The sequence below is a fragment of the Hungatella sp. SB206 genome (assembly GCF_051132295.1).
In the GTDB taxonomy this organism is placed as follows: Bacteria; Bacillota; Clostridia; order Lachnospirales; family Lachnospiraceae; genus Hungatella; species Hungatella effluvii.
The window spans coordinates 5,414,225-5,436,230 of record NZ_CP096603.1; the positions used below are offsets into that span (position 1 = coordinate 5,414,225).

Below are 22,006 nucleotides of genomic sequence, written 5' to 3' on the forward strand. Positions count from 1 at the left end.
AAACGGTAAAATAACGATATGAATTATGAATCATGCTCATTTTTGCTATCGACAATTTATTCACCTTCCTATAATTTATTTTATGAGTTTTAATTCAGCCAACCTGGCATAAAAAAAGTAAAAAGAACAAAAATAAATTATGGAAAAATCTTGAAATGTAACCGTTTTGTGACCATGACGCTGTATAATGCTTTTATAATTAATGTTTTTGTAAGATATAGAAATAAAAAAAATAAAAAAAACTGTATAATAAAATAAATTATATGTACTATTTTTTACTTTTTTCTATTTGTTTAGTATTCATATCATATAGATAGGCTTTAGTCTATACAATATCGTCTTTATTTTCTAATCTGTATCTTCTATATTAACCCTTATATTTTTAAATTTTTGTTGTTCACTGTGTCCAATTTTGTGTAATTATCGTAATTTTCATAATTTTTTATTACATAAGCGAAAAAAAGGTAATAAATTAACTGCGCGAAAAATTTAAGCGGACATAACTTTGCCTGAAAGAAAGTATACCGAAATACTTAAGATGGTAGAAATTAGAGACTTAGTTATAGCGTAAATTATAGAAATCTACCTATTTATAATAGAATATTTGACTTTTCAAAAGATTTTCACCATGAAAAGGCGAAGGCCTGACAGATTATTACTTCTGCCGGGCCTTCGCCTTTTTAATCATTTTGGGTATTCAAAGTTTTTGAAGGTCTGTTTTTGTGAGGAGCTAGTTTGAGGGTTTTATTTGAGGGGCTTTCATAAAGGGTTGGTTTGAGGGTTCTGGTTGGAGGCTGCTCACATTTTAATAGGAAACCAGAGCAATTGGTTCGATTTTCGGCCTGATTGACTCTAATTTTCTTTTTTGAAGGCGATTTTATCTTATCCTTCTATCCTCTTTTACGTATGATGTTTTTTGCACAAACTAATCTACTAAAGGAGGATATATAAATCATGTCACAGATTTGTTAGGCTTTAAAGATGCAGATATCATCAGCAGCGGGATTCAGATTCAGTGTCAGACCAAGCCCCTCACTCTTGAGACTTCGCCAACCGCTCATTTCTGTCCATCTTGCGGATTCCGGATGCATGCAAAAGAAGTAAAAAAACAGGCCCACCAACGCAACCGACATGCTGATCATCGAAGCCTGCAAAAACTTTTTGGAGACCTCTGTATCGATTTCCAAACGGTTGCACGTTTCGGATTCATATGCCCACGATGTTTTCGATCGCTATGTAAAACTGGACCATTTGCCTCTGACCGATGTCATATCTGTCGATGAGGTACATCTGGATATGTACAATCCTTACATTTCCTATGTGGGGAAGTATTTCCCGAATGCGGTTCCTGTTGTTGATTCCTTCCATGTTATTCGATGGATTGTCCGTATAATCAATAATTACATACGGCAGCTGTTAAAAAATCCGGCAACGTGACAGGGAATATCAGCATAAGCTTTCGATGGAAGCACAGATGGCTGGTTCTTTCCAACCAGTCTAATATCAAGTACCGCAGTGATCCACGCATCGATCCCCATTTTCGCTGCCTTATGAATACATACGATTACGAAGATGCCTTATTCCATATCAAATACAACCTAAAATACAATGATACCATTGAAACCATTTGGCATTATCAGAAAACCATCTTTGAGCTACAGCAAGAAAACGAGGTACTACTTGCGGCTTACAAAGACCTTTCAAATCAACTCTACGGTTAATAACAGAGGGCCTGGTTCATGTACCAGACCCTCAATCCAAACCCTCAAAAACTTTGATTACCCTACTTACTTTCTTCTTCCCGTCTCTTATTATTCAGCGCTGTAAATGCTGCTAACAAGAACCCGGTAAGTAAAGCTACTAAACCTGTATTTGTTCCAAAACGGTCGCCAGTCTTAGGCAAACCTGCAAGCGGTACATTACCATCATCAATCAGCATCAGATTATCTGCAGGACCACTTTCCGGCACATTTGCTAATGGTACATCACCTGGTTCGATAGTCACTGTTTCACCAGGTCCATTCGGTACATATGGTTTGTTATCGCTTGGAGTATTACCACCGCCGGTGTCTCCGCCACTACTTCCCGTATATCGCCACTGTGCTACATAAATTGCATTTTCTGTTACTTTTTCAGCGATAACTGGCAGCCAGCCATTGAATACATAATTGCCTCTTATATTCATCTCTCCGGTAAATACTGGTGTCTTATCACCATAAGAATTCTCGCCAATTACCTGTTCTTCAAAGAAATCATGATTACCTGACTGATACGTTACTGTAAACTGTTGTTTAAAGTACAGTCTTAAGACCAGACTATTATCACCTTTAACAACCCCGCTCACAACGTTAGCTGCCTCAGTGTCATACTTATATCCAGCTTTTATTTTGTCGTTATCGGTCGCAGACACGGTTGTATCAGTCTTACCTGTTCTGACTTCGTAGTTATTTGTAGTTGCTGGATACTGTCCCTGAACTTCATAATAATACTCAATTCTGTATGAAGTATCTTCTTTCGCATTGAAGTGTGCAGTAAACACTGTATCAGTTATAAACCCTGCCTCTCTAATAGCTGCTTCATCAGCAAATGTACTTACTGGCTTTCCTGCCATCAGCCCCACTTCATCCGATGTCCAGTTTTGGAAGCTATAACCGTTATTTGCTTTTGCTTTTACTAGTGCTCCTGGATAAGCAGGATTTATTGAACTAAAACTTCCATCAGCATCCAGTTCTCTGGTAATTACTTCCTCTTTTAGGCCATCTACATTACCATTTTCACCAGCAACATACGTAAAAGTTATCTGATATTTATCTGGAATATTATCCGGCTTATTTGGATCTGTACCAGTTCCCTTCTCGTCAAGTGCATAGTAAATATTAACAATGTTCTCAGCCGGGTTAACTGTTACTTTTTTCTCCTTGCCTTCGATTCTGTCTAAAACATAATGTTTGCCATCAGTATGAGTGACCTCCGTCTCTACCTTAACACCATCAAGTATACCAGTACCAAATACTGCATTATTGTCTTTTTGGGTATCTGTCTTTCTGTCATCATAATAATAGTTTATTTCTGAGTACAAATCAGTTCTGGCTCTGTAATACACTTTTATAATATCTCCATCATGTACTATTTTTGCCGGTAATAACGGTTCTACTCTATCCCTGACATATCCCGCCGAAACAAGTGTACTATCTTTTACAAATAAGACGTAAGGATCGGCTACTAATACTTCCTGATTCTCAAGCTTATCAAATGCCGTAGCACTGCCATTTATATAGTACTCTACGTTGTATTTCAATTTCTGCGTCTCATCTACACTGTAATATACTTTAATAATGTTGTTAGACTCGCTGATCATTGTCGGAAGTTCCGGCAATACACGGTTTCTTGTGTAGCCGGCCGGCACTTTACTGCTATCCGCCACTGTATTGACTACAGGATTCGCCACGAGTACTTCCTGATTATCCAGCTTATCAAATGCTGTGTCATTTCCAGTTACATAGTACTCAACACTATATTTCAGATTCTGCGTCTCGTCAACTTTGTAGTATACCCTGATGATGTTATTGGAACTGCTGATCGCTGTCGGAAGCTTCGGAGATACAGAATCTCTCGTATAACCAGCCGGTACTTTACTGCTGTCCACTACTGCTTTGATTACCGGATCCGCTACCAACACTTCCTGATTCTCAAGTTTATCGAATGCTGTGTCATTTCCGGTTACATAATACTCGACACTGTATTTCAGCTTCTGTGTTTCATCTACTCTGTAGTAAACCTTAATAACGTTAGCGGTCTCACTGATCATTGTCGGCAGCTTCGGTAATACGCTGTCTCTTGTATAGCCGGCCGGTACTTTACTACTGTCCACTACTGCTTTGACTACCGGATCCGCTAACAGTACTTCCTGGTTATCAAGCTTATCAAATGCTGTGTCATTTCCGGTTACATAGTACTCAACACTGTATTTCAGCTTCTGAGTTTCATCTACTCTGTAGTAAACCTTAATAACGTTAGCCGTCTCGCTGATCGTTGCAGGCAGCTCTGGTAATATGCTGTCTCTTGTATAGCCGGCAGGCATCTTGCTGCTGTCCGCTACTGCTCTGACTACCGGATCCGCTACCAGCACTTCCTGGTTATCAAGCTTATCGAATGCTGTGTCATTTCCAGTTACATAGTACTCAACACTGTATTTCAGTTTCTGCGTCTCGTCTACTTTATAGTATACCCGGATAATGTTGTTGGAACTGCTGATCGTTGTCGGCAGCTTCGGAGATACAGAATCCCTCGTATAACCAGCCGGTACTTTACTGCTGTCTGCTACTGCTTTGACTACCGGATCCGCTACCAGCACTTCCTGGTTCCCAAGCTTATCAAATGCTGTATCATTTCCAGTTACATAGTACTCGACACTGTATTTCAGCTTCTGCGTTTCATCTACTCTGTAGTACACCTTAATGACTTTAGATGTCTCACTGATCGTTGCAGGCAGCTCCGGTAATACACGGTCTCTTGTATAGCCGGCCGGCACCTTGCTGCTGTCCGCTACTGCTTTGACTACTGGATCGGCTACCAGTACTTCCTGGTTCTCAAGCTTATCGAATGCCGTGTTATTTCCGTTCAAGTAATACTCGACACTGTATTTCAGTTTCTGCATCTCGTCTACTTTATAATATACACGGATAACTTTGTTAGATTCGCTGATTGTTGTCGGCAGTTCTGGCAATACACGGTCTCTCGTATAGCCGGCCGGCACTTTACTGCTGTCTGCCACTGTACTGACTACCGGATTGGCTACCAGCACTTCCTGGTTCTCTAGCTTATCAAACGCTGTGTCATTCCCATTTACATAGTACTCGATGCTGTATTTCAGTTTCTGTGTCTCATCTACTTTATAGTATACCCTGATGACGTTATTAGTCTTGCTGATTATTGTCGGCAGCTGCGGTGTTACAGAAGCTCTCTCGTAGCCGGCCGGCACCTTACTGCTGTCTGCTACTGCATTGATCACAGGATTCGCTACAAGGACTGTTTGGTTTCTGACTGCATCAAATGCTTCCATCTCACCAACAAGATAATACTCTACATCAAACTTCAATTTTTGAGCAGTATCAATACGGTAATATACTTTTATGATATTACTGCTTTCTGTTATCGTTGCCGGCAGCTCTGGAGATACAGAATCTCTTCTATAACCCGCCGGTACTTTATTGCTGTCTGCTACTGCTTTGACTACCGGATCCGCTACCAGCACTTCCTGGTTCTCTAGCTTATCGAATGCTGTGTCATTTCCGGTTACATAGTACTCCACACTGTATTTCAGCTTCTGCGTCTCGTCTACTTTGTAGTATACCTTGATCACGTTGTTGGAACTGTTAATCGCTGTTGGAAGCTTAGGAGATACATAATCTCTTGTATAACCAACTGGTACTTTACTGCTGTCCGCTACTGCTTTAACTACCGGATCCGCTACCAGCACTTCCTGGTTCTCAAGCTTATCGAATGCCGTGTCATTTCCATTTACATAGTACTCAACGCTATATTTCAGCTTCTGTGTTTCATCTACTCTGTAGTATACCTTAATGACGTTAGCCGTCTCGCTGATCGTTGCAGGCAGTTCCGGTAATATACGGTCTCTTGTATAGCCAACTGGCACCTTGCTGCTGTCCGCTACTGCTTTGACTACCGGATCAGCTACCAGTACTTCCTGGTTCTCAAGCTTATCAAATGCTGTGTCATTTCCGGTTACATAGTACTCCACACTGTATTTCAGCTTCTGCATCTCGTCTACTTTGTAGTATACCCTGATAACGTTGTTGGAACTGCTGATCGTTGTCGGCAGCTTCGGAGATACAGAATCTCTCGTATGACCAGCCGGTACTTTACTGCTGTCTGCTACTGCTTTGACTACCGGATCCGCTACCAGCACTTCCTGGTTCTCAAGCTTATCAAATGCTGTATCATTTCCAGTTACATAGTACTCGACACTGTATTTCAGCTTCTGTGTTTCATCTACTCTGTAGTATACCTTAATGACATTAGATGTCTCGCTGATCGTTGCAGGCAGCTCCGGTAATATACGGTCTCTTGTATAGCCAACTGGCACCTTGCTGCTGTCCCCTACTGTTTTGACTACTGGATCGGCTACCAGTACTTCCTGGTTCTCAAGCTTATCGAATGCTGTGTCATTTCCGTTCAAGTAATACTCGACACTGTATTTCAGTTTCTGCATCTCGTCTACTTTATAATATACACGGATAACTTTGTTAGATTCGCTGATTGTTGTCGGCAGTTCTGGCAATACACGGTCTCTCGTATAGCCGGCCGGCACTTTACTGCTGTCTGCCACTGTACTGACTACCGGATTGGCTACCAGCACTTCCTGGTTCTCAAGCTTATCAAACGCTGTGTCATTCCCATTTACATAGTACTCGATGCTGTATTTCAGTTTCTGTGTCTCATCTACTTTATAGTATACCCTGATGACGTTATTAGTCTTGCTGATTATTGTCGGCAGCTGCGGTATTACAGAAGCTCTCTCGTAGCCGGCCGCCACCTTGCTGCTGTCTGTTACTGCTTTGACTACCGGATCCGCTACCAGTACTTCCTGGTTCTCAAGCTTATCGAATGCTGTGTCATTTCCGGTTACATAATATTCCACACTGTATTTCAGCTTCTGCGTCTCGTCTACTTTGTAGTATACCTTGATTACATTGTTGGAACTGCTGATCGTCATCGGCAGCTCCGGAGATACATAATCTCTCGTATAGCCGACAGGTACTTTACCGCTGTCCGCAACTGCTTTGACTACTGGATCGGCTACCAGCACTTCCTGATTCTCAAGCTTATCGAATGCTGTGTCATTTCCATTTACATAGTATTCTACACTGTATTTCAGTTTCTGCTTCTCGTCTACTTTGTAGTATACCCGGATGACGTTGTTGGAACTGCTGATCGTTACCGGCAGCCCCGGAGATACAGAATCTCTCATATAACCAGCCGGTACCTTACTGCTGTCCGCTACTGCTTTGACTACCGGATCGGCTACCAGCACTTCCTGGTTTTCAAGCTTATCAAACGCTGTGTCATTTCCATTTACATAGTATTCGATGCTGTATTTCAGTTTCTGTGTCTCATCTACTTTATAGTATACCCTGATTACATTATTAGTCTTGCTGATTATTGTCGGCAGCTGCGGCGTTACATAGGCTCTCTCGTAGCCTGCAGGCACCTTACCGCTGTCTGCCACTGCATTGATCACAGGATTTGCCACAAAAACTGTCTGATTTCTGACTGCATCAAATGCTTCCTTCTCACCAATAAGATAATACTCTACATCAAACTTCAATTTTTGAGCAGTATCAATACGGTAATATACTTTTATGATATTACTGCTTTCTGTGATCGTTGCCGGCAGTTCCGGAGATACATAATCTCTTGTATAACCAGCCGGTACTTTACTGCTGTCCGCTACTGCTTTGACTACCGGATCCGCTACCAGCACTTCCTGATTCTCAAGTTTATCGAATGCTGTGTCATTTCCATTTACATAGTACTCGACACTGTATTTCAGCTTCTGTGTTTCATCTACTCTGTAATATACCTTAATGACATTAGCTGTCTCGCTGATCGTTGCAGGCAGCTCCGGTAATACGCTGTCTCTTGTATAACCGACAGGCATCTTACTGCTGTCCGCTACTGCTCTGACTACCGGATCCGCTACCAGCACTTCCTGGTTCTCAAGCTTATCGAATGCTGTGTCATTTCCGGTTACATAGTACTCGACACTGTATTTCAGCTTCTGCGTCTCGTCTACTTTGTAGTATACCTGGATGATGTTGTTAGAAACGCTAATTGTTGTCGGAAGTTCTGACAATACGCGGTCTCTCGTATAGCCGGCAGGCACTTTACTGCTGTCCGCTACCTCACTGACTACTGGATCGGCTACCAGCACTTCCTGGTTCTCAAGCTTATCGAATGGTGTGTCATTTCCATTTACATAGTACTCAACACTGTATTTCAGCTTCTGTGTTTCATCTACTTTGTAATATACCTTGATAACCTTAGCTGTCTCGCTGATCGTTGCAGGCAGCTCCGGTAATACGCGGTCTCTCGTATAGCCGGCAGGCACTTTACTGCTGTCCGCCACCTCACTGACTACCGGATCGGCAACCAATACTTCCTGATTATCCAGTTTATCAAAAGGTGTATCTTTTCCATCTATATAGTACTCAACGCTGTATTTTAGTTTTTGCGTCTCATCTACTTTATAATACACCTTAATAATATTATCTGTATCTGTGATTGTCATTTCACCATCGCTTACAGTCTGGCCGCCAAACTCTACCTTATCCAGAATATAACCACTTGGCTTACTATATGTTTTATTTACATCTGCATACTTAACTGTAGGAGAAGCAACAAGAACACTCTTATTCAGATTCCCTATTTCCTTATCCGGCTGTTCGCTCTTGTAGTATTTTATACTATAATTTAACTTCTGGTTTACATCTACTGTCCACTCAGCCTTAAAGGTAAGATTTCCACGGGAACCTGTTTCAATTACTACATTTTTAGAGTCATATTCTCCGCTTTCAACGCTTCCTTTAACCAATTTCCAGCCCATAAATGTATATCCAACACGGCCTGGATTTTTAAGAGCAAAGGAATTGGTACAAATATTGTATTTTGTAGGATTTGTATTGCCATTTTCCCAAACAATATCATTATAATCTACATTTTCATATGTAATTGTGTACTCATTTAAGGTCAAAGTAAACTTAATTATATTTTCACCTGTAGTTAACTTAACATTTTTGTACGCTTCCTTTACTTTATATCCTGTCAGCTGCTCTAAGTCAGTGTTCGGATAACAACGGAAAGAACTGAATTTCGATGCAATATTTGCTTCTTCGGCAACCATTTTATCTTCATACCAATACTGTACTGTATACCTCAATGATTCCGGACTTGAATAGATAAATCTTATAACATTTTTATTGGGATCGGCATCTAAGCTTATGGAAGCTGTAGCCTTATCAACAATATAATCTTCATATCCGGCTATCGTTGGAACAACCGCATTGGCCTGAATTGTATCTCCTATGACTCCATTGCCCGTTACAGAATCCGCTACCGGATCACCTTCGCTTGTGACGTATAATATCTGATAGCTGGTAGTTGAATGCATGCTCCAACCTGCATAAAGATCAAAATCTGCTTCCACTTTTCTCTGGAAATCATATCGCTGTGTACATGTTTCATCTATATACCAGCCAGTAAAGCTATAACCAGCTTTTTCTGGTGTGGAAATCGGCGAAACCAGCTCCCCGCTGTTTACTTCTACTGTATCTAATACCTCCTGACCATCTTTAAAAGTCACATCATAAGCAGCATTGTTCCAGTGTGCATATAGAACGAGATTTCCTTTTGGCATGGAACCCGATGTATACTTTTCTGTAAAGCTGGAATCTACATACCATGCATCAAAAGTTGCATCTGACGTAGGCTTAACCGTCGGAGCTCCAAGATATTTGCTTATATCAGATTTATAAGGAATATCTTTCTTTGTGGTTTCATTCGTTCCATTTATAAGTGTCAAATCATATTTAGCTCGTGTGTAATAAAACTTAGATGGGTTTTTAAATTTACGATTATAATCAAAGTCTATATTACTATAATACCGCTCATATCCATCAATAACATAATACTCTTCATCCAAAGTTGGGCTCATAGTTGACGAAACATATATAGTGGTTTTTGTATAAAGTGAAAATTTATAGCCTTTATGCAAAGGATCAGATATATTACCAGATGGATCTTCTACATAATATTCAAGTACTCTTTCTGTATCCCCATCCTTATAATAATCAAGTACCTTTACTCCACCTTTAGTTTAAGGCATGATATCCTGCAATCCTGTGTACTTACTTTCACTACGATTCCACAGCCAATAATGTCCGCCATAATTTTCCAACCACTGTTCTCTGATATTAGCCTGATATTTAGCACTTATATCTCGAGTATAACAAGTACTGTCATGCTGATGTTCAGTTAAACCACAAATTGTGTGTGACATATCATAGCAACTTTCGTCATGACTATGCCATCTATTACATGTACGTTCATAACAATTGCTTAATTTATGCGTGTGATTATTCTTCCTGCATAAAGTAGGAGATTTATCCTGGAACCTAATCGTATAAATATTTCTGGAATATCTTACAGTAACGATTGATGTCCCATCTGCCTTTAAAGCTTCACTTGTTGAATCCTTAAAAGTAAAGGCATTTTTCTCCAGTTCGCCCCAATTTGTTGGATTAGCAGTTTTTGCTGTTATCTGCACATTATCTCCTGTTTTACCAGTTTTTGCATCTGTACACAGCAGCGAATAATTATTATCATCTGCATTTTCAATCAGATAAACCACCTTATACCCAACTATTCCCGGATTCCATTTTGCATATAATATCGTATTATCTTCTAATATTATATTACCGGATACCCTGGTGCCCTGAGAGAAATTCTTATCTGTATACCAGCCATCAAACACATACCCAGCCTTGGTTGTGCTCTTCGCTACCGTCAGACTCTCTCCATACAATCCAGTCTGTCGTTCAACATATTCTCCGCCATCAGTACTATATGTCAGATCATATATATTTCGATCGTAGAAAATATCAACAATATTCTCTTCTGTAGCAGACAGTTCTTTCTGGCTAATTTGCTTCGGAGTAAAGCCTGTAACATTTTGGGCAACTGCCGCACTCAATTCTCCGGCTTTCCCTGATTTTGTTTCAGACTCTTTCACCTCATAAGATCCATCCAATTTCTGATAATTATGCCTTACCACATATTCAACTGTATCTGCCATATAAACAATTACAGCCAGGTATTCCTTATCTTCAGAGAGATTTGCTGTCAAAATATTTCCATCAAGGGTAATTCCAGATGCCGAATCCATCGTATCCAGTACCGGCTTATAACCATCTAAATCACCTAACTCATAGGTTAACTTATACTTCTTTGTGTTTTCATCATATAAAGCAGCTACACTCTCTGTATCCTTCGCAATCGTTCCGTTTTCATATACATATTTAATATTGACGACTGCCTGGCCTACAGGTTTAATAACTGGGTCATCATCATCCAACTCTCCGACAAAAATAGATCTCAAATTCGCTCTGTTATCATAAATCCTGTATCCATCTGCAACTGCATACTCCAGAGTAATTTCAGCTTCAGTCCCTGATTTAAAAGCATCTTTTGTCAAAACTAAGCTCTGGCTAGTTAATACAATTCCCTCACGCTTGAATTCCAGTTTATCAGTATTATATTCTCCGTTGTCAAAATCATTATCAGTAATTGTTACAGTCTCTATTTTTTCATAATCAATCCAGTTATCACCATGAAGCCGATGAGTTACTGTAATTTGGTACTCATTCAGTGGTTGCTCAATATTTAAAGCATCCAGTGTAATAACATATGCCCTGGCATAAGAAGATTCATCCAAAATTACATTGCCATATACTTTCCCGTTTACTAAATTGGCTACGGAAGATGATTCCTTCGGATCTGACTTCCCGGAATTGCTGTATTCAGAGTTACTGGCAGTTGCCAGTGTAATTTTTTCGTTTTTCTCATTAGCTGACTCTAACACTGTCACGGTTGAATCTGCCGCCATCAACACAGCCGATGAATTACGACTAATTGAAACTACGGTATTCTCTTCCGACATTGCCGCGTCTTCATTATCCGATTCACCTTTTGATGTTCCGTTTTCTTCCGGTGTTACCACTTCAACTTCCGGCGTTCTGTTTTCTTCTGGTGTTGTCACTTCTACTTCCGGTGTTCCGTTTTCTTCCGGTGTTGTCACTTCGCTTTCCGGCGTTCCGCTTTCTTCCGGTGCTGCCACTTCACTTTCCGGTGTCCCGTTTTCTTCCGGTGTTATCACTTCACCTTCCGGCCTTCCACTCTCTTCCGGTGTCCCGTTTTCTTCCGGGGTTGTCACTTCACTTTCCGGGGTTCCACTTTCTTCCGGTCCTGCCACTTCACTTTCCGGGGTTCCACTTTCTTCCGGTACTGCCACTTCACTTTCCGGGGTTCCGTTTTCTTCCGGTGTTGTCACTTCTCCTTCCGGTGTCTCGCTTTCCTCCGGTGTTGTCACTTCTCCTTCCGGTGTCCCGCTTTCCTCCGGTGTTGTCACTTCTCCTTCCGGCGTTCCATTTTCTTCCGGTGTTGTTACTTCACCTTCCAGTGTTCCATTTACGTTACCTGGTACTTCTGCTTCTACCAGTTTCGAATTTCCTTTAACTGCAATCCTTTCAGTTGCATATCCATCAACAATTGTACGAAATGATATTTTCCCTTCTGAGTCATTAATATAGAGAAAAATAATCTCCTCTTTTCCAGTCAGGCGATACCCCTCATAATCATCCTTTATTCGGACAAATACTCTGAGATCAGCACCATCTGCATCTTCATCATCGGACATATTATATGACGGAGCAATCTCATACACTGATCCACTGCCGAATAATTTTTGATAATCTTTCGCATTATCTTCCGATTCTTCAATGCCTAAATCCTCAAAATGGAATGTACTGCCGCTATCAACAGCAGCCTGAGCAGTTTCCCTGATCTCCTCTCCACTCATGACAAATGTGGCCTTTTCTGTCTCAAACGCATTCGCCACATCCGCCCACGACACCATATTAAATGATGTCATCGTCAGCACGAATGCCAGAAAACCTGCCAGCCCTCGCCTGAACTTTCTTCTTAGTCCTTTCATACTTTCTCTCCTTCCTTACCCTTCCTTTATGGTCTTATGTCTATTGTCAGTATAGTATCTATCTTCACACTCTTTTTCCCCGCTTCCGATTTCCAAAGCGGAGGCCATCAGAATTATCATTTCCAGAAAGCTTCTGAAAGCCTGTTTTTCGCCGGTTTCCCGCCAGCATATCACGCCCTGCCAGGTTGAGTGTTCCCTGTACAGGATCTTTATTACAAAGGTGGCTTTTCTGCCGCCTTTCCGGTAGGTATCCCAGGTCTCTTCTGAAATGATCTTGCATTCTCCCGGTACTATCCCGGAAGCACTTCTGCTGACTCCAACCTCAAATAAATGGACCATAGCATCAGCCAGGCCAATGGTTCCTTTGAAATCCTCCAGATGATTGATAAATGCGTTCTGAACACTTCCTTCCAACAGTCCGCTGTCATAGGAGTTTACAGCTACCTGACATGTTCTTGCGCCTTTTCCCGAATCTTTTATTCTATATCTTCCGGTAAGAATTTCGTCTATCAGCTGGATCATCTGTAATATGCTTTCAAATTGCTCCGTCCGTTCTTCCTCCAGCCAGGTAATATCTCCCTGCCAACTGGCGTCATATCGGAATTTTACGTATATCTGAAATGTTGCTAATTTTCCATTACATACCTTCTTGCATTCTTTCACTTTCGGTGCCGGATACTCAGTACCGGAAAAACCCCGAAATTCCATGGTCTGTTTCGGACACAACATCCGGTTGAATATTTGGTCCATCTGGAGTACTAATTCAAGAAAGTTACCATAACGGATACCGGGTGTTTCTCCCGCGTGACTGATAATTCCCTCCATACACTGCCTCTCGTACCGGTCTACTGTTATGGTAAAATAGCGATATGAGTTATCAAGCATGCTCATTTTTGCTATCGACAATTTTCTCACCTTCTTATAATCTGCTTTAAGTAATCCACATTAATCTAAATTTCCTATTCCTTCAAAAAAATTTACAATTCATTTTATTTTCCTTATAAAAAAATTAATTATAGATGCATTATACATCTTCATGGTAACATAATGGTTACATTTCAACTTTTTTCCATTTCTTTCTTTGTAATTTTTTACTTTTTTTTATTTAAAATGCTGGATTTTGTTTTTAAATTGGTAGATAAAGCAGATTATAAGAACTATTTTATCAGTTCTTTTAATATGTTTTTGTTTATAGACAGTTATATTATCGTTTATATACTTTATATTACATTTTTTATTACATTCTTCAATAAATCAAATACTACAATTTCCTATTTTATCAATAGTCAAAATTCACGCTCCATTCCAATAAAAAAAGAAAACCTGCTCTCTTTAGAATAACAGCAAGTAAAATCAAGCCACCGCTTGATGCAATTCAGTGAAGATCTGCGGCAAAAAAAACTGGTTTTTTATATTAAAAAAGGTTTGGGAGTATATCGGACCAGTTCAAAAGGTATAAGACACTTCGTTGTATCGAACGTATGGAGCAAGCATAAAATCTAAATTATGGAGGAAAAAAACAAAAATGGCTACATAATTCGTAACCGTTGCATGGAAAGAAAGGCCGGCCTTTTGGCACAGAGTGCATATTTGCGCTATGCTTAGAAAAGGTAATGAATGAGCTATGTGAATTCAATAGAAATTTAAAGGCAGCATTTTATTCATTTAATATAGAAGATATGGAAGAAATCACAGAATTTCACGCACTGAAAGAATTTCTCATCAACAATGAATATGCTTTGCCAAATGGACAAATTATAAAATTTTGGAATAATAATAAAAATTATTTTGGAAATCAGCTTCCAAAAAGGACTGCGACAAATATTACCGATTTATTGCCGACGAATAATATTTTATGTTATCTGAGTACAGTGATTTCGGTTCCAATGCGGCCAATGCGGGCGTTAGTGGCTGCCGCGGGATAAAAGCCATGAGAGAATCTGTGAAACTCTTCCGGTATAGAAAAAACCGGTAAAACCCAAAACTACGGGTTATACCGGCTTATAAAAACTCTTATATAAAGATCATCAGACATTGCTTCAGCGTCTCGTCAAATACATTTATTACTAAAATCAGCCCTCAGCCACCGATCACTCTGCTGCATCCCAGATCTGCGGACCCGTCTACTCATCAATACTATAGTTCGGAGCCTCTTTCGTAATATGAATATCATGCGGGTGACTTTCCTTCAGGGATGCTGCGGTAATCTTTACAAATTTAGCTGTTTCCTGAAGTGTCTTAATATCAGAAGCACCACAATAGCCCATTCCTGCTCTGAGTCCGCCCAGCATCTGGAATACGGTATCTTCGACGAGACCTTTGTATGCAACACGGCCTTCCACGCCTTCCGGAACCAGTTTTTTGGCATCAGACTGGAAGTAACGGTCCTTGCTTCCGTTCTCCATGGCTGCAATAGAGCCCATGCCACGATATACCTTATACTTTCTTCCCTGATACAGTTCAAATGTTCCCGGGCTCTCATCGCATCCGGCAAACATACTCCCCATCATGCAGACATTACCGCCCGCTGCGATAGCCTTTGTTAAATCTCCGGAATACTTGATACCACCATCTGCGATAACCGGAATTCCATATTCTTTCGCTACCGCATAGCAATCCATAACCGCTGTGATCTGCGGCACACCGATACCGGCAACCACACGGGTTGTACAGATAGAACCAGGTCCGATACCGACCTTAATAGCATCTGCACCGGCCTCAATCAGGGCCCTTGCCGCGTCTCCGGTCGCTATGTTTCCAGCGATAACCGGAAGATCCGGGTATGCTTCCTTAATCATGCGTACACAGTTTAAAACGTTGGCGGAATGGCCATGAGCGGAATCCAGGACAATCACATCGACCTTGGAAGCGACCAAAGCGGCCACACGATCCAGAACATTAGCAGTAATTCCGATAGCAGCACCACACAGAAGTCTTCCCTGGCTGTCTTTTGCAGACAACGGATATTTGATCTGCTTTTCAATATCCTTAATTGTAATGAGTCCCTTTAAATTAAAATCATCATCAACGATCGGAAGCTTTTCTACTCTCGCCTTGGCAAGAATCTTCTTCGCTTCTGTCATGGTAATGCCTTCCTTCGCCGTCACCAGGTTTTTGGAAGTCATACACTCTTTAATTTTGCGGGAAAAATCTTCCTCAAATTTTAAATCACGGTTGGTAATGATACCAACCAGCTTTTTGCCTTCTGTAATTGGCACACCGGAAATACGGAACTTCGCCATCAGCTCGTCCGCATCCTTTAATGTATGTTCTGGGGAAAGATAAAATGGATCCGTAATGACGCCATTCTCCGACCTCTTTACCTTATCAACCTCATCTGCCTGCGCCTGAATCGACATGTTCTTGTGGATAATACCGATACCTCCCTGTCTTGCCATGGCAATTGCCATACGGTGCTCGGTAACCGTATCCATACCAGCACTCATCAGGGGAATGTTCAGCTTGATGGTTTTCGTGAGGCAGGTCGTCAAATCAACCTGATTGGGGATTACTTCTGAATAAGCTGGAACTAAAAGTACGTCGTCAAAAGTAATGCCGTCGCCAATAATTGTACCCATTAAATTTTCCTCTCTTTCTTGTCCTTTTTATTAATGTAACTAATATATTTTTGCTTGTTAGTTACATAGTTTAACAAATTTTGCGTCACTTGTCAACGGACAATTTCAATCTGTTTTCCGTGTGTGAAAGACATAATTTCCAGCGTATTTAATATATTCATCGTGGCTTATAAATGTACATATTCTTCCTGTCCGAATGCGCATAATCATTAAGCGGGCAATGCATAAGTATGTAAACAAATGCACTGCCCGCAATCAAAATTTATCGTTTAGTGATGCCATTCCCGATTCGATACGGCTGACTAATTTCCGGAGGGAGAACTGTCTGAATCAGTCTTCTTCTGTTTCCAGATATAGAAAATAAGAACCAACAGAAATGAGAGACTTTGAGCAATTGTAATTCGCACAAACATCAATTCATCAGCGCCAGTATAGGAAGTAACGTGTAAAATATTTACGATTGTATTATTGACAAAATGATCCCCCATAGCCATGTAAAGTGAGCCAGTCAATTTTGTTATCATAGCCGCTTTAAAACCAACAAGACCGCTTGTGATTACCAACATGAAAATGTTGGCCGCCATCCCTCCCATGCTGCTCAGACCGTCATAATAATTGCGAATCGGGCCTATGACATGCCACGCACCGAATAAAATGGAACAAATAATTGCCGCTGCAATAAATCTGTATTTTTGTTGAAGAATTTTTTGAAAAAGCCCTCGATATACGCCTTCCTCCATCAGTACATTAACGATGTTACCAACTATACAAATAAGGAAGAACAGGATACCGGTCTGATTTCCTATATTTTTATCCACAGCATAGCTGCTGACATAAAATTGAAGGGACTGGAAATTTCCCTGCGAAACTGCAATCAGGATTTCCGCCCCATATGCGGCCGCAAACACAGAAATACCAAACAGTAAACCGAAAGTAAAATTTTTGAATATACCTTTACGCTTAAATCCAATATACTCGAAATCAGTAGATAGCATTTTTATTGCAATCCAGAGAATTATGATGCCAGCAATCTTATGTATAATCGCTTCTCCCAATAAGGTCTGATCTGTACGAATGATAAAATATTCTATCATTCGAAAGATAAAACACAGTATGTAAATTGCGAGCACCGATAACAAGGGACTTCTTAGTTTTTTCATGTAGAGCTCCTTCTGTCGTTCGACTTTGGATTTATTTAGCCGTCTCACCTGATTTTAAAACGATATGTTTCTTATACTTTATATGTTAATATGGAGCCTGTCAAGCGGTCTTTCTAACGCTTGGTTTGTATTTATGAAATTACAGGAGATGCTGTTAACACATTCGATCTATATTTCATCCCCCTTATTTACATATCAGTAAATGTTAACACGTAATAACATTTTATTATTTATCATTTGTATCTGATTTATTTAGAAATCTCCTGTTATTGTATATTGCTGGTCTTTATTTTATGCCTTTAAGATCCAAATTAAAAATAGAAGCTTATAATCAAAAATGCAGCCTATTTCGGCACATTTGCTGAAGTAAGCTGCATTCATTTATTTACTGTTTTCTTTTCTAATTATAGTAAGCTCTGTTGTATAACTGATATTCTCTTCAAAATCTACTAATTTCTCGTATCTTATGATATAGATCACATATTTACTGCTCTTTTCAGCTTCTTTACATCATCTTCCAGTGTGCTGACTCGAATTCTTGTCATTTCGATACTTCCCGCTACTCTTATCGCCTCATCCAGTTTTCTGTTCAGAATGAAATGTGATTCTGCAATAAGAGCAATACTCGGGCGGATTTCATTTTCAATGGTAAAACGAATCCCCTTCACATTTTCATTTAACTGTTCCATCTTAGCATCAATTCTGCCTTCCATGGTGTTCATATTATTTCTCAGGTCTATGATATCAGTCTTTACCACGGTCATATCGTACTTTAATTCTACGATATCAGTCTTTACCACGGTCATATCGCTCTTTAATTCTACGATATCGCTCTTTACCACAGCCATATCACTTTTCAGCTCTGCTACATCACTCTTTAACTCCACGATATCGCTCTTTACCTCAGCCATATCACTCTTCAGCTCTGCTACGTCACTCTTTAACTCCACGATATCGCTCTTTACCTCAGCCATATCACTCTTCAGCTCTGCTACGTCACTCTTTAACTCCACGATATCGCTCTTTACCTCAGCCATATCGCTCTTCAGCTCTGCTACATCGCCTTTTAATTCCACGATATCGCCCTTCATCACAGCCATATCATTTTTCATCACAATTACATTATCATTTATACTCTGAACATTTCCACAGAGTAAATCCAACTTTTCATCTATTGTCATTTCACTCCTCCTGAATTTGGTTTTTACGTCTCTCAGATGTTTTTATTATACTGTAAAAGCTTTGCCATTACAAGACTTTTTCTCAATCATTCATACACATCACCAACTCTCCTGAAGCTAAACATAGGATTTTTTTGCGGAAACCGCATTGAAACAAAGAATTTTAGAATTTCACAGGCAAGAAAATGCTGTGGAACTTGTTTTCTATCTTACTATATTCGAATCACACCTGTCAAGCATCGATGTTAGGTTTTACAAAAATTCCTATAAAAATCGTAACAGTTCACTCCCCACCAATCCAGCCGTTTTAGCTTCACTCCTCCCCCATTCCCAAAGAGCACAAAAAAGGCCAAACACACGCCGCGTCCTAATACGCATCATGTATCTGTCCTTTTCCTTTTACCCTTATAAAACTTATCCTGAAACAAATCCTCAAACGACGTTCAAGGCATCTCCTTAAACGCGGTCCACGATCTTTCGTGGAGCCGTCATCTTCATGCAGTGAAGAAGCTTATCGTTCGGCTCGAAAATAATCTTCACGGATTCACTGCCGGACTGGCTGATCAATGTAAATGTCTTGGCGTCCGGGGTGTGGGAAGAGAAATCCAAAACCTTCATATTATTTCTCTCGTGATCTTTCGCTTCCGTGGAACCGGTAGGCGCGACGATCTGAATCTCATCCATGGAACCTTCCCAGGCCTTTTTTCTCTTGGTCCTTCCGTAAATCCGGTCGATTGTCAACTGATTGCCTACATAAAGGTATTCAAATTCAACTTCGCTGTTGCGGAAGACAAAGTAGGCTGCCGCTGCTGCCGCAAAGAGAACCAGGATTCCGAAAATTCCGAGCAGCGGGGATACAGCAATAAAGAATGCCACCACACATACCAGAACCATCAATACCTTGACAAGCATCATATAAGCTGGTGCTTTTCGTTTTACGAGCCATTCTGCATACATTTCATTCATAGACTGATGTCCTTTCTTCTGTGAAGGGAGATGATATAATTCACGGTCCACGTCACCCGGAGGTTTTTTGTTTCACAGGATGAACTCTCCTATGAGACAAAATAAAGAGGATCTGCAATGCAAGCACTGCAAACCCTCTTTTCATTACGCATGCGTCGCTTTTGCTTCCGTTATTACATCATATCCATTCCGCCTGGAGCCGGAGCTGCAGGTGTTTTTTCTTTTATATTAGCAACAACTGATTCAGTTGTCAATAAGGTAGATGCAACACTGTTCGCATTCTGTAACGCGCTTCTTGTAACCTTGGTCGGATCTAAGATACCGGCCTCGATCATATCAACATATTCTTCCTTATAAGCATCAAAGCCTGTGCCAGCCGGTGCCTCTTTTACTTTGCTGATAATAACGGCGCCTTCCAGACCTGCGTTTGCCACAATGTGGTATAACGGAGCCTCCAAAGCCTTTAAGATAATCTTAGCACCTGTCTTTTCTTCACCTTCCAGACTGTCAATCACCTTCTGAACGTCCTTCATAGCATGGATATAAGCGGAACCGCCGCCGGCGATAACGCCCTCTTCTACGGCCGCTCTTGCCGCGGATAAAGCATCTTCCATTCGAAGCTTTGCTTCCTTCATTTCAGTCTCAGTAGCCGCGCCTACGCGGATAACAGCGACACCACCGGATAACTTCGCAAGTCTTTCCTGTAATTTTTCTTTATCAAAATCAGATGTGGTCTCTTCGATCTGCCCCTTGATCTGGCCGATTCTTGCTTCGATCTCATCTTTGCTGCCTTCGCCGTCTACGATGATCGTATTTTCCTTCTGAACTTTAACGGATTTAGCGCGTCCAAGCATATCCATTGTGGTGCTCTTTAATTCATAGCCTAATTCTTCAGAAATTACCTTGCCGCCTGTTAAGATAGCGATATCCTGAAGCATCTCTTTTCTTCTGTCGCCGTAGCCAGGAGCCTTAACAGCTACTACATTAAAGGTACCTCTTAATTTGTTTACAATTAAAGTGGTCAGGGCCTCACCCTCGATATCCTCTGCAATGATTAAGAGTCTTGCGCCGGACTGTACAACCTGCTCTAACAAAGGAAGGATCTCCTGAATGTTGGAAATCTTCTTATCTGTAATGAGGATATACGGATCGTCTAAGTTGGCTTCCATCTTCTCCATGTCGGTGCACATATAAGCGGAAACGTATCCTCTGTCAAACTGCATACCTTCTACTAAGTCTAACTCAGTCTTCATGGTCTTGGATTCTTCAATGGTAATGACACCGTTGTTGGAAACCTTCTCCATCGCATCGGCTACCATCTCGCCGACACCGTCATCTGCTGCAGAGATTGCCGCTACTCTGGCGATGGAAGCTTTGCCCTTGATCGGCTCGCTCATCTTTGCGATTGCATCTACCGCTGCCTCAGTGGCTTTTCTCATACCCTTTCTTAATTCAATCGGGTTAGCGCCTGCAGCCACGTTCTTCATGCCTTCATTGATCATCGCCTGAGCCAGTACCGTCGCTGTAGTGGTACCATCACCTGCTACGTCGTTGGTCTTTGTCGCTACTTCTTTCACAAGCTGTGCGCCCATGTTCTCATATGGATCTTCCAGCTCGATCTCTTTTGCAATGGTCACACCATCGTTGGTGATCAGCGGAGCGCCAAAGGATTTGTCAAGAACAACGTTTCTTCCTTTCGGTCCCAATGTTACACGAACTGTGTCTGCTAACTGATTTACGCCGGCTTCCAGTGCTTTTCTGGCGTCTACACCATATTTAATCTGCTTTGCCATGATTTCATTCCTCCAGTTTCTTTCTATCTATCGTTTTTGTTATGATTTCGGTATTGCCTTAGGGATACGGTTTATTCGATCACAGCCAGGATATCGTTCTGCTTTACGATAACCAGCTTGTCATTTTCGCTTTCGCCTTCCACTTCGGTTCCTGAATACTTGGAAAAGATTACTTTATCGCCGACCTTTACCTGCATGGTTACTTCCTTGCCATCAACCAGGCCGCCTGGTCCAACTGCGATTACTTCCGCCTGCTGCGGTTTTTCTTTTGCCTGACCCGGTAAAACGATACCGGATTTCGTCGTTTCCTCTGCAACCAATGGTTTTAATACTACCCTGTCAAATAATGGTACTAATTTCATTGCAATTCCTCCTCATACTGTTTCTATTGATTCTTTCTTTTTGTTTCGCAATGGAAACTTCTTTTATTCACATACTAAGTTATATCACTCATTATTAGCACTGTCAATAGTTGAGTGCTAATTTTATATTTTTTTTACAATTTCATTCCATAACTGAGAGCATTTTCCCGTTCCTA

11 protein-coding genes are annotated in these 22,006 nt (G+C 40.9%); 2 read left to right on the plus strand and 9 right to left on the minus strand.

The genetic code is table 11. The annotated features are described in order from the left end of the window. The first annotated feature begins 1,131 nt into the window (after positions 1–1,131). Entirely contained in the window at positions 1,132–1,437 is a 306-nt protein-coding gene (locus M1L66_RS24060; RefSeq protein WP_434688639.1) for a transposase, read from the plus strand. Positions 1,438–1,783: 346 nt separating this feature from the next. On the opposite strand, the gene M1L66_RS24065 is transcribed toward M1L66_RS24060, so the two are convergent. The 3 genes from M1L66_RS24065 to M1L66_RS24075 all read right to left on the minus strand — a co-directional run bounded on the left by M1L66_RS24065 (position 1,784) and on the right by M1L66_RS24075 (position 13,696). After that, positions 1,784–9,601 (minus strand): doubled motif LPXTG anchor domain-containing protein, encoded by a 7,818-nt coding sequence (locus M1L66_RS24065; RefSeq protein ID WP_434688640.1) that lies wholly within the window; start codon positions 9,599–9,601, stop codon positions 1,784–1,786. 294 nt (positions 9,602–9,895) lie between these two features. Continuing rightward, positions 9,896–12,790 carry an InlB B-repeat-containing protein gene (locus M1L66_RS24070; RefSeq protein ID WP_434688641.1) on the minus strand — a complete coding sequence of 965 codons (2,895 nt, stop codon included), beginning with the start codon at positions 12,788–12,790 and terminating at the stop codon, positions 9,896–9,898. A 15-nt stretch (positions 12,791–12,805) separates the two neighbouring features. After that, positions 12,806–13,696, minus strand: a complete 891-nt coding sequence (locus tag M1L66_RS24075; protein WP_434688642.1) for a hypothetical protein — start codon at positions 13,694–13,696, stop codon at positions 12,806–12,808. 707 nt (positions 13,697–14,403) lie between these two features. On the opposite strand from M1L66_RS24075, the gene M1L66_RS24080 reads away from it, so the two are divergent. Beyond that, positions 14,404–14,715, plus strand: coding sequence for a hypothetical protein (locus M1L66_RS24080; protein WP_434688643.1), 312 nt, complete (start codon positions 14,404–14,406; stop codon positions 14,713–14,715). Between the two features lie 198 nt (positions 14,716–14,913). Here the strand turns inward: M1L66_RS24080 and guaB are convergent, their stop codons facing one another. The 6 genes from guaB to M1L66_RS24110 form a co-directional block, all read right to left on the minus strand. Further along, positions 14,914–16,368, minus strand: a complete 1,455-nt coding sequence (gene guaB, locus M1L66_RS24085) for an IMP dehydrogenase (protein WP_187023938.1) — start codon at positions 16,366–16,368, stop codon at positions 14,914–14,916. 302 nt (positions 16,369–16,670) lie between these two features. Beyond that, positions 16,671–17,528: a CPBP family intramembrane glutamic endopeptidase gene (locus tag M1L66_RS24090; protein WP_187023937.1), complete on the minus strand. Its 858-nt coding sequence runs from the start codon at positions 17,526–17,528 to the stop codon at positions 16,671–16,673. Between the two features lie 476 nt (positions 17,529–18,004). Then, the gene (locus tag M1L66_RS24095) at positions 18,005–18,709 is read right to left on the minus strand and encodes a hypothetical protein (protein WP_434688644.1); all 705 of its coding nucleotides are present in this window, start codon (positions 18,707–18,709) and stop codon (positions 18,005–18,007) included. 456 nt (positions 18,710–19,165) lie between these two features. Continuing rightward, complete coding sequence (locus M1L66_RS24100) at positions 19,166–19,675, minus strand: DUF6106 family protein (protein WP_187023935.1); 510 nt, start codon at positions 19,673–19,675, stop codon at positions 19,166–19,168. 173 nt (positions 19,676–19,848) lie between these two features. Next, positions 19,849–21,468, minus strand: coding sequence for a chaperonin GroEL (gene groL, locus M1L66_RS24105; RefSeq protein ID WP_187023934.1), 1,620 nt, complete (start codon positions 21,466–21,468; stop codon positions 19,849–19,851). Positions 21,469–21,539: 71 nt separating this feature from the next. Continuing rightward, positions 21,540–21,830, minus strand: a complete 291-nt coding sequence (locus tag M1L66_RS24110) for a co-chaperone GroES (RefSeq protein WP_055653743.1) — start codon at positions 21,828–21,830, stop codon at positions 21,540–21,542. Positions 21,831–22,006 lie beyond the last annotated feature (176 nt).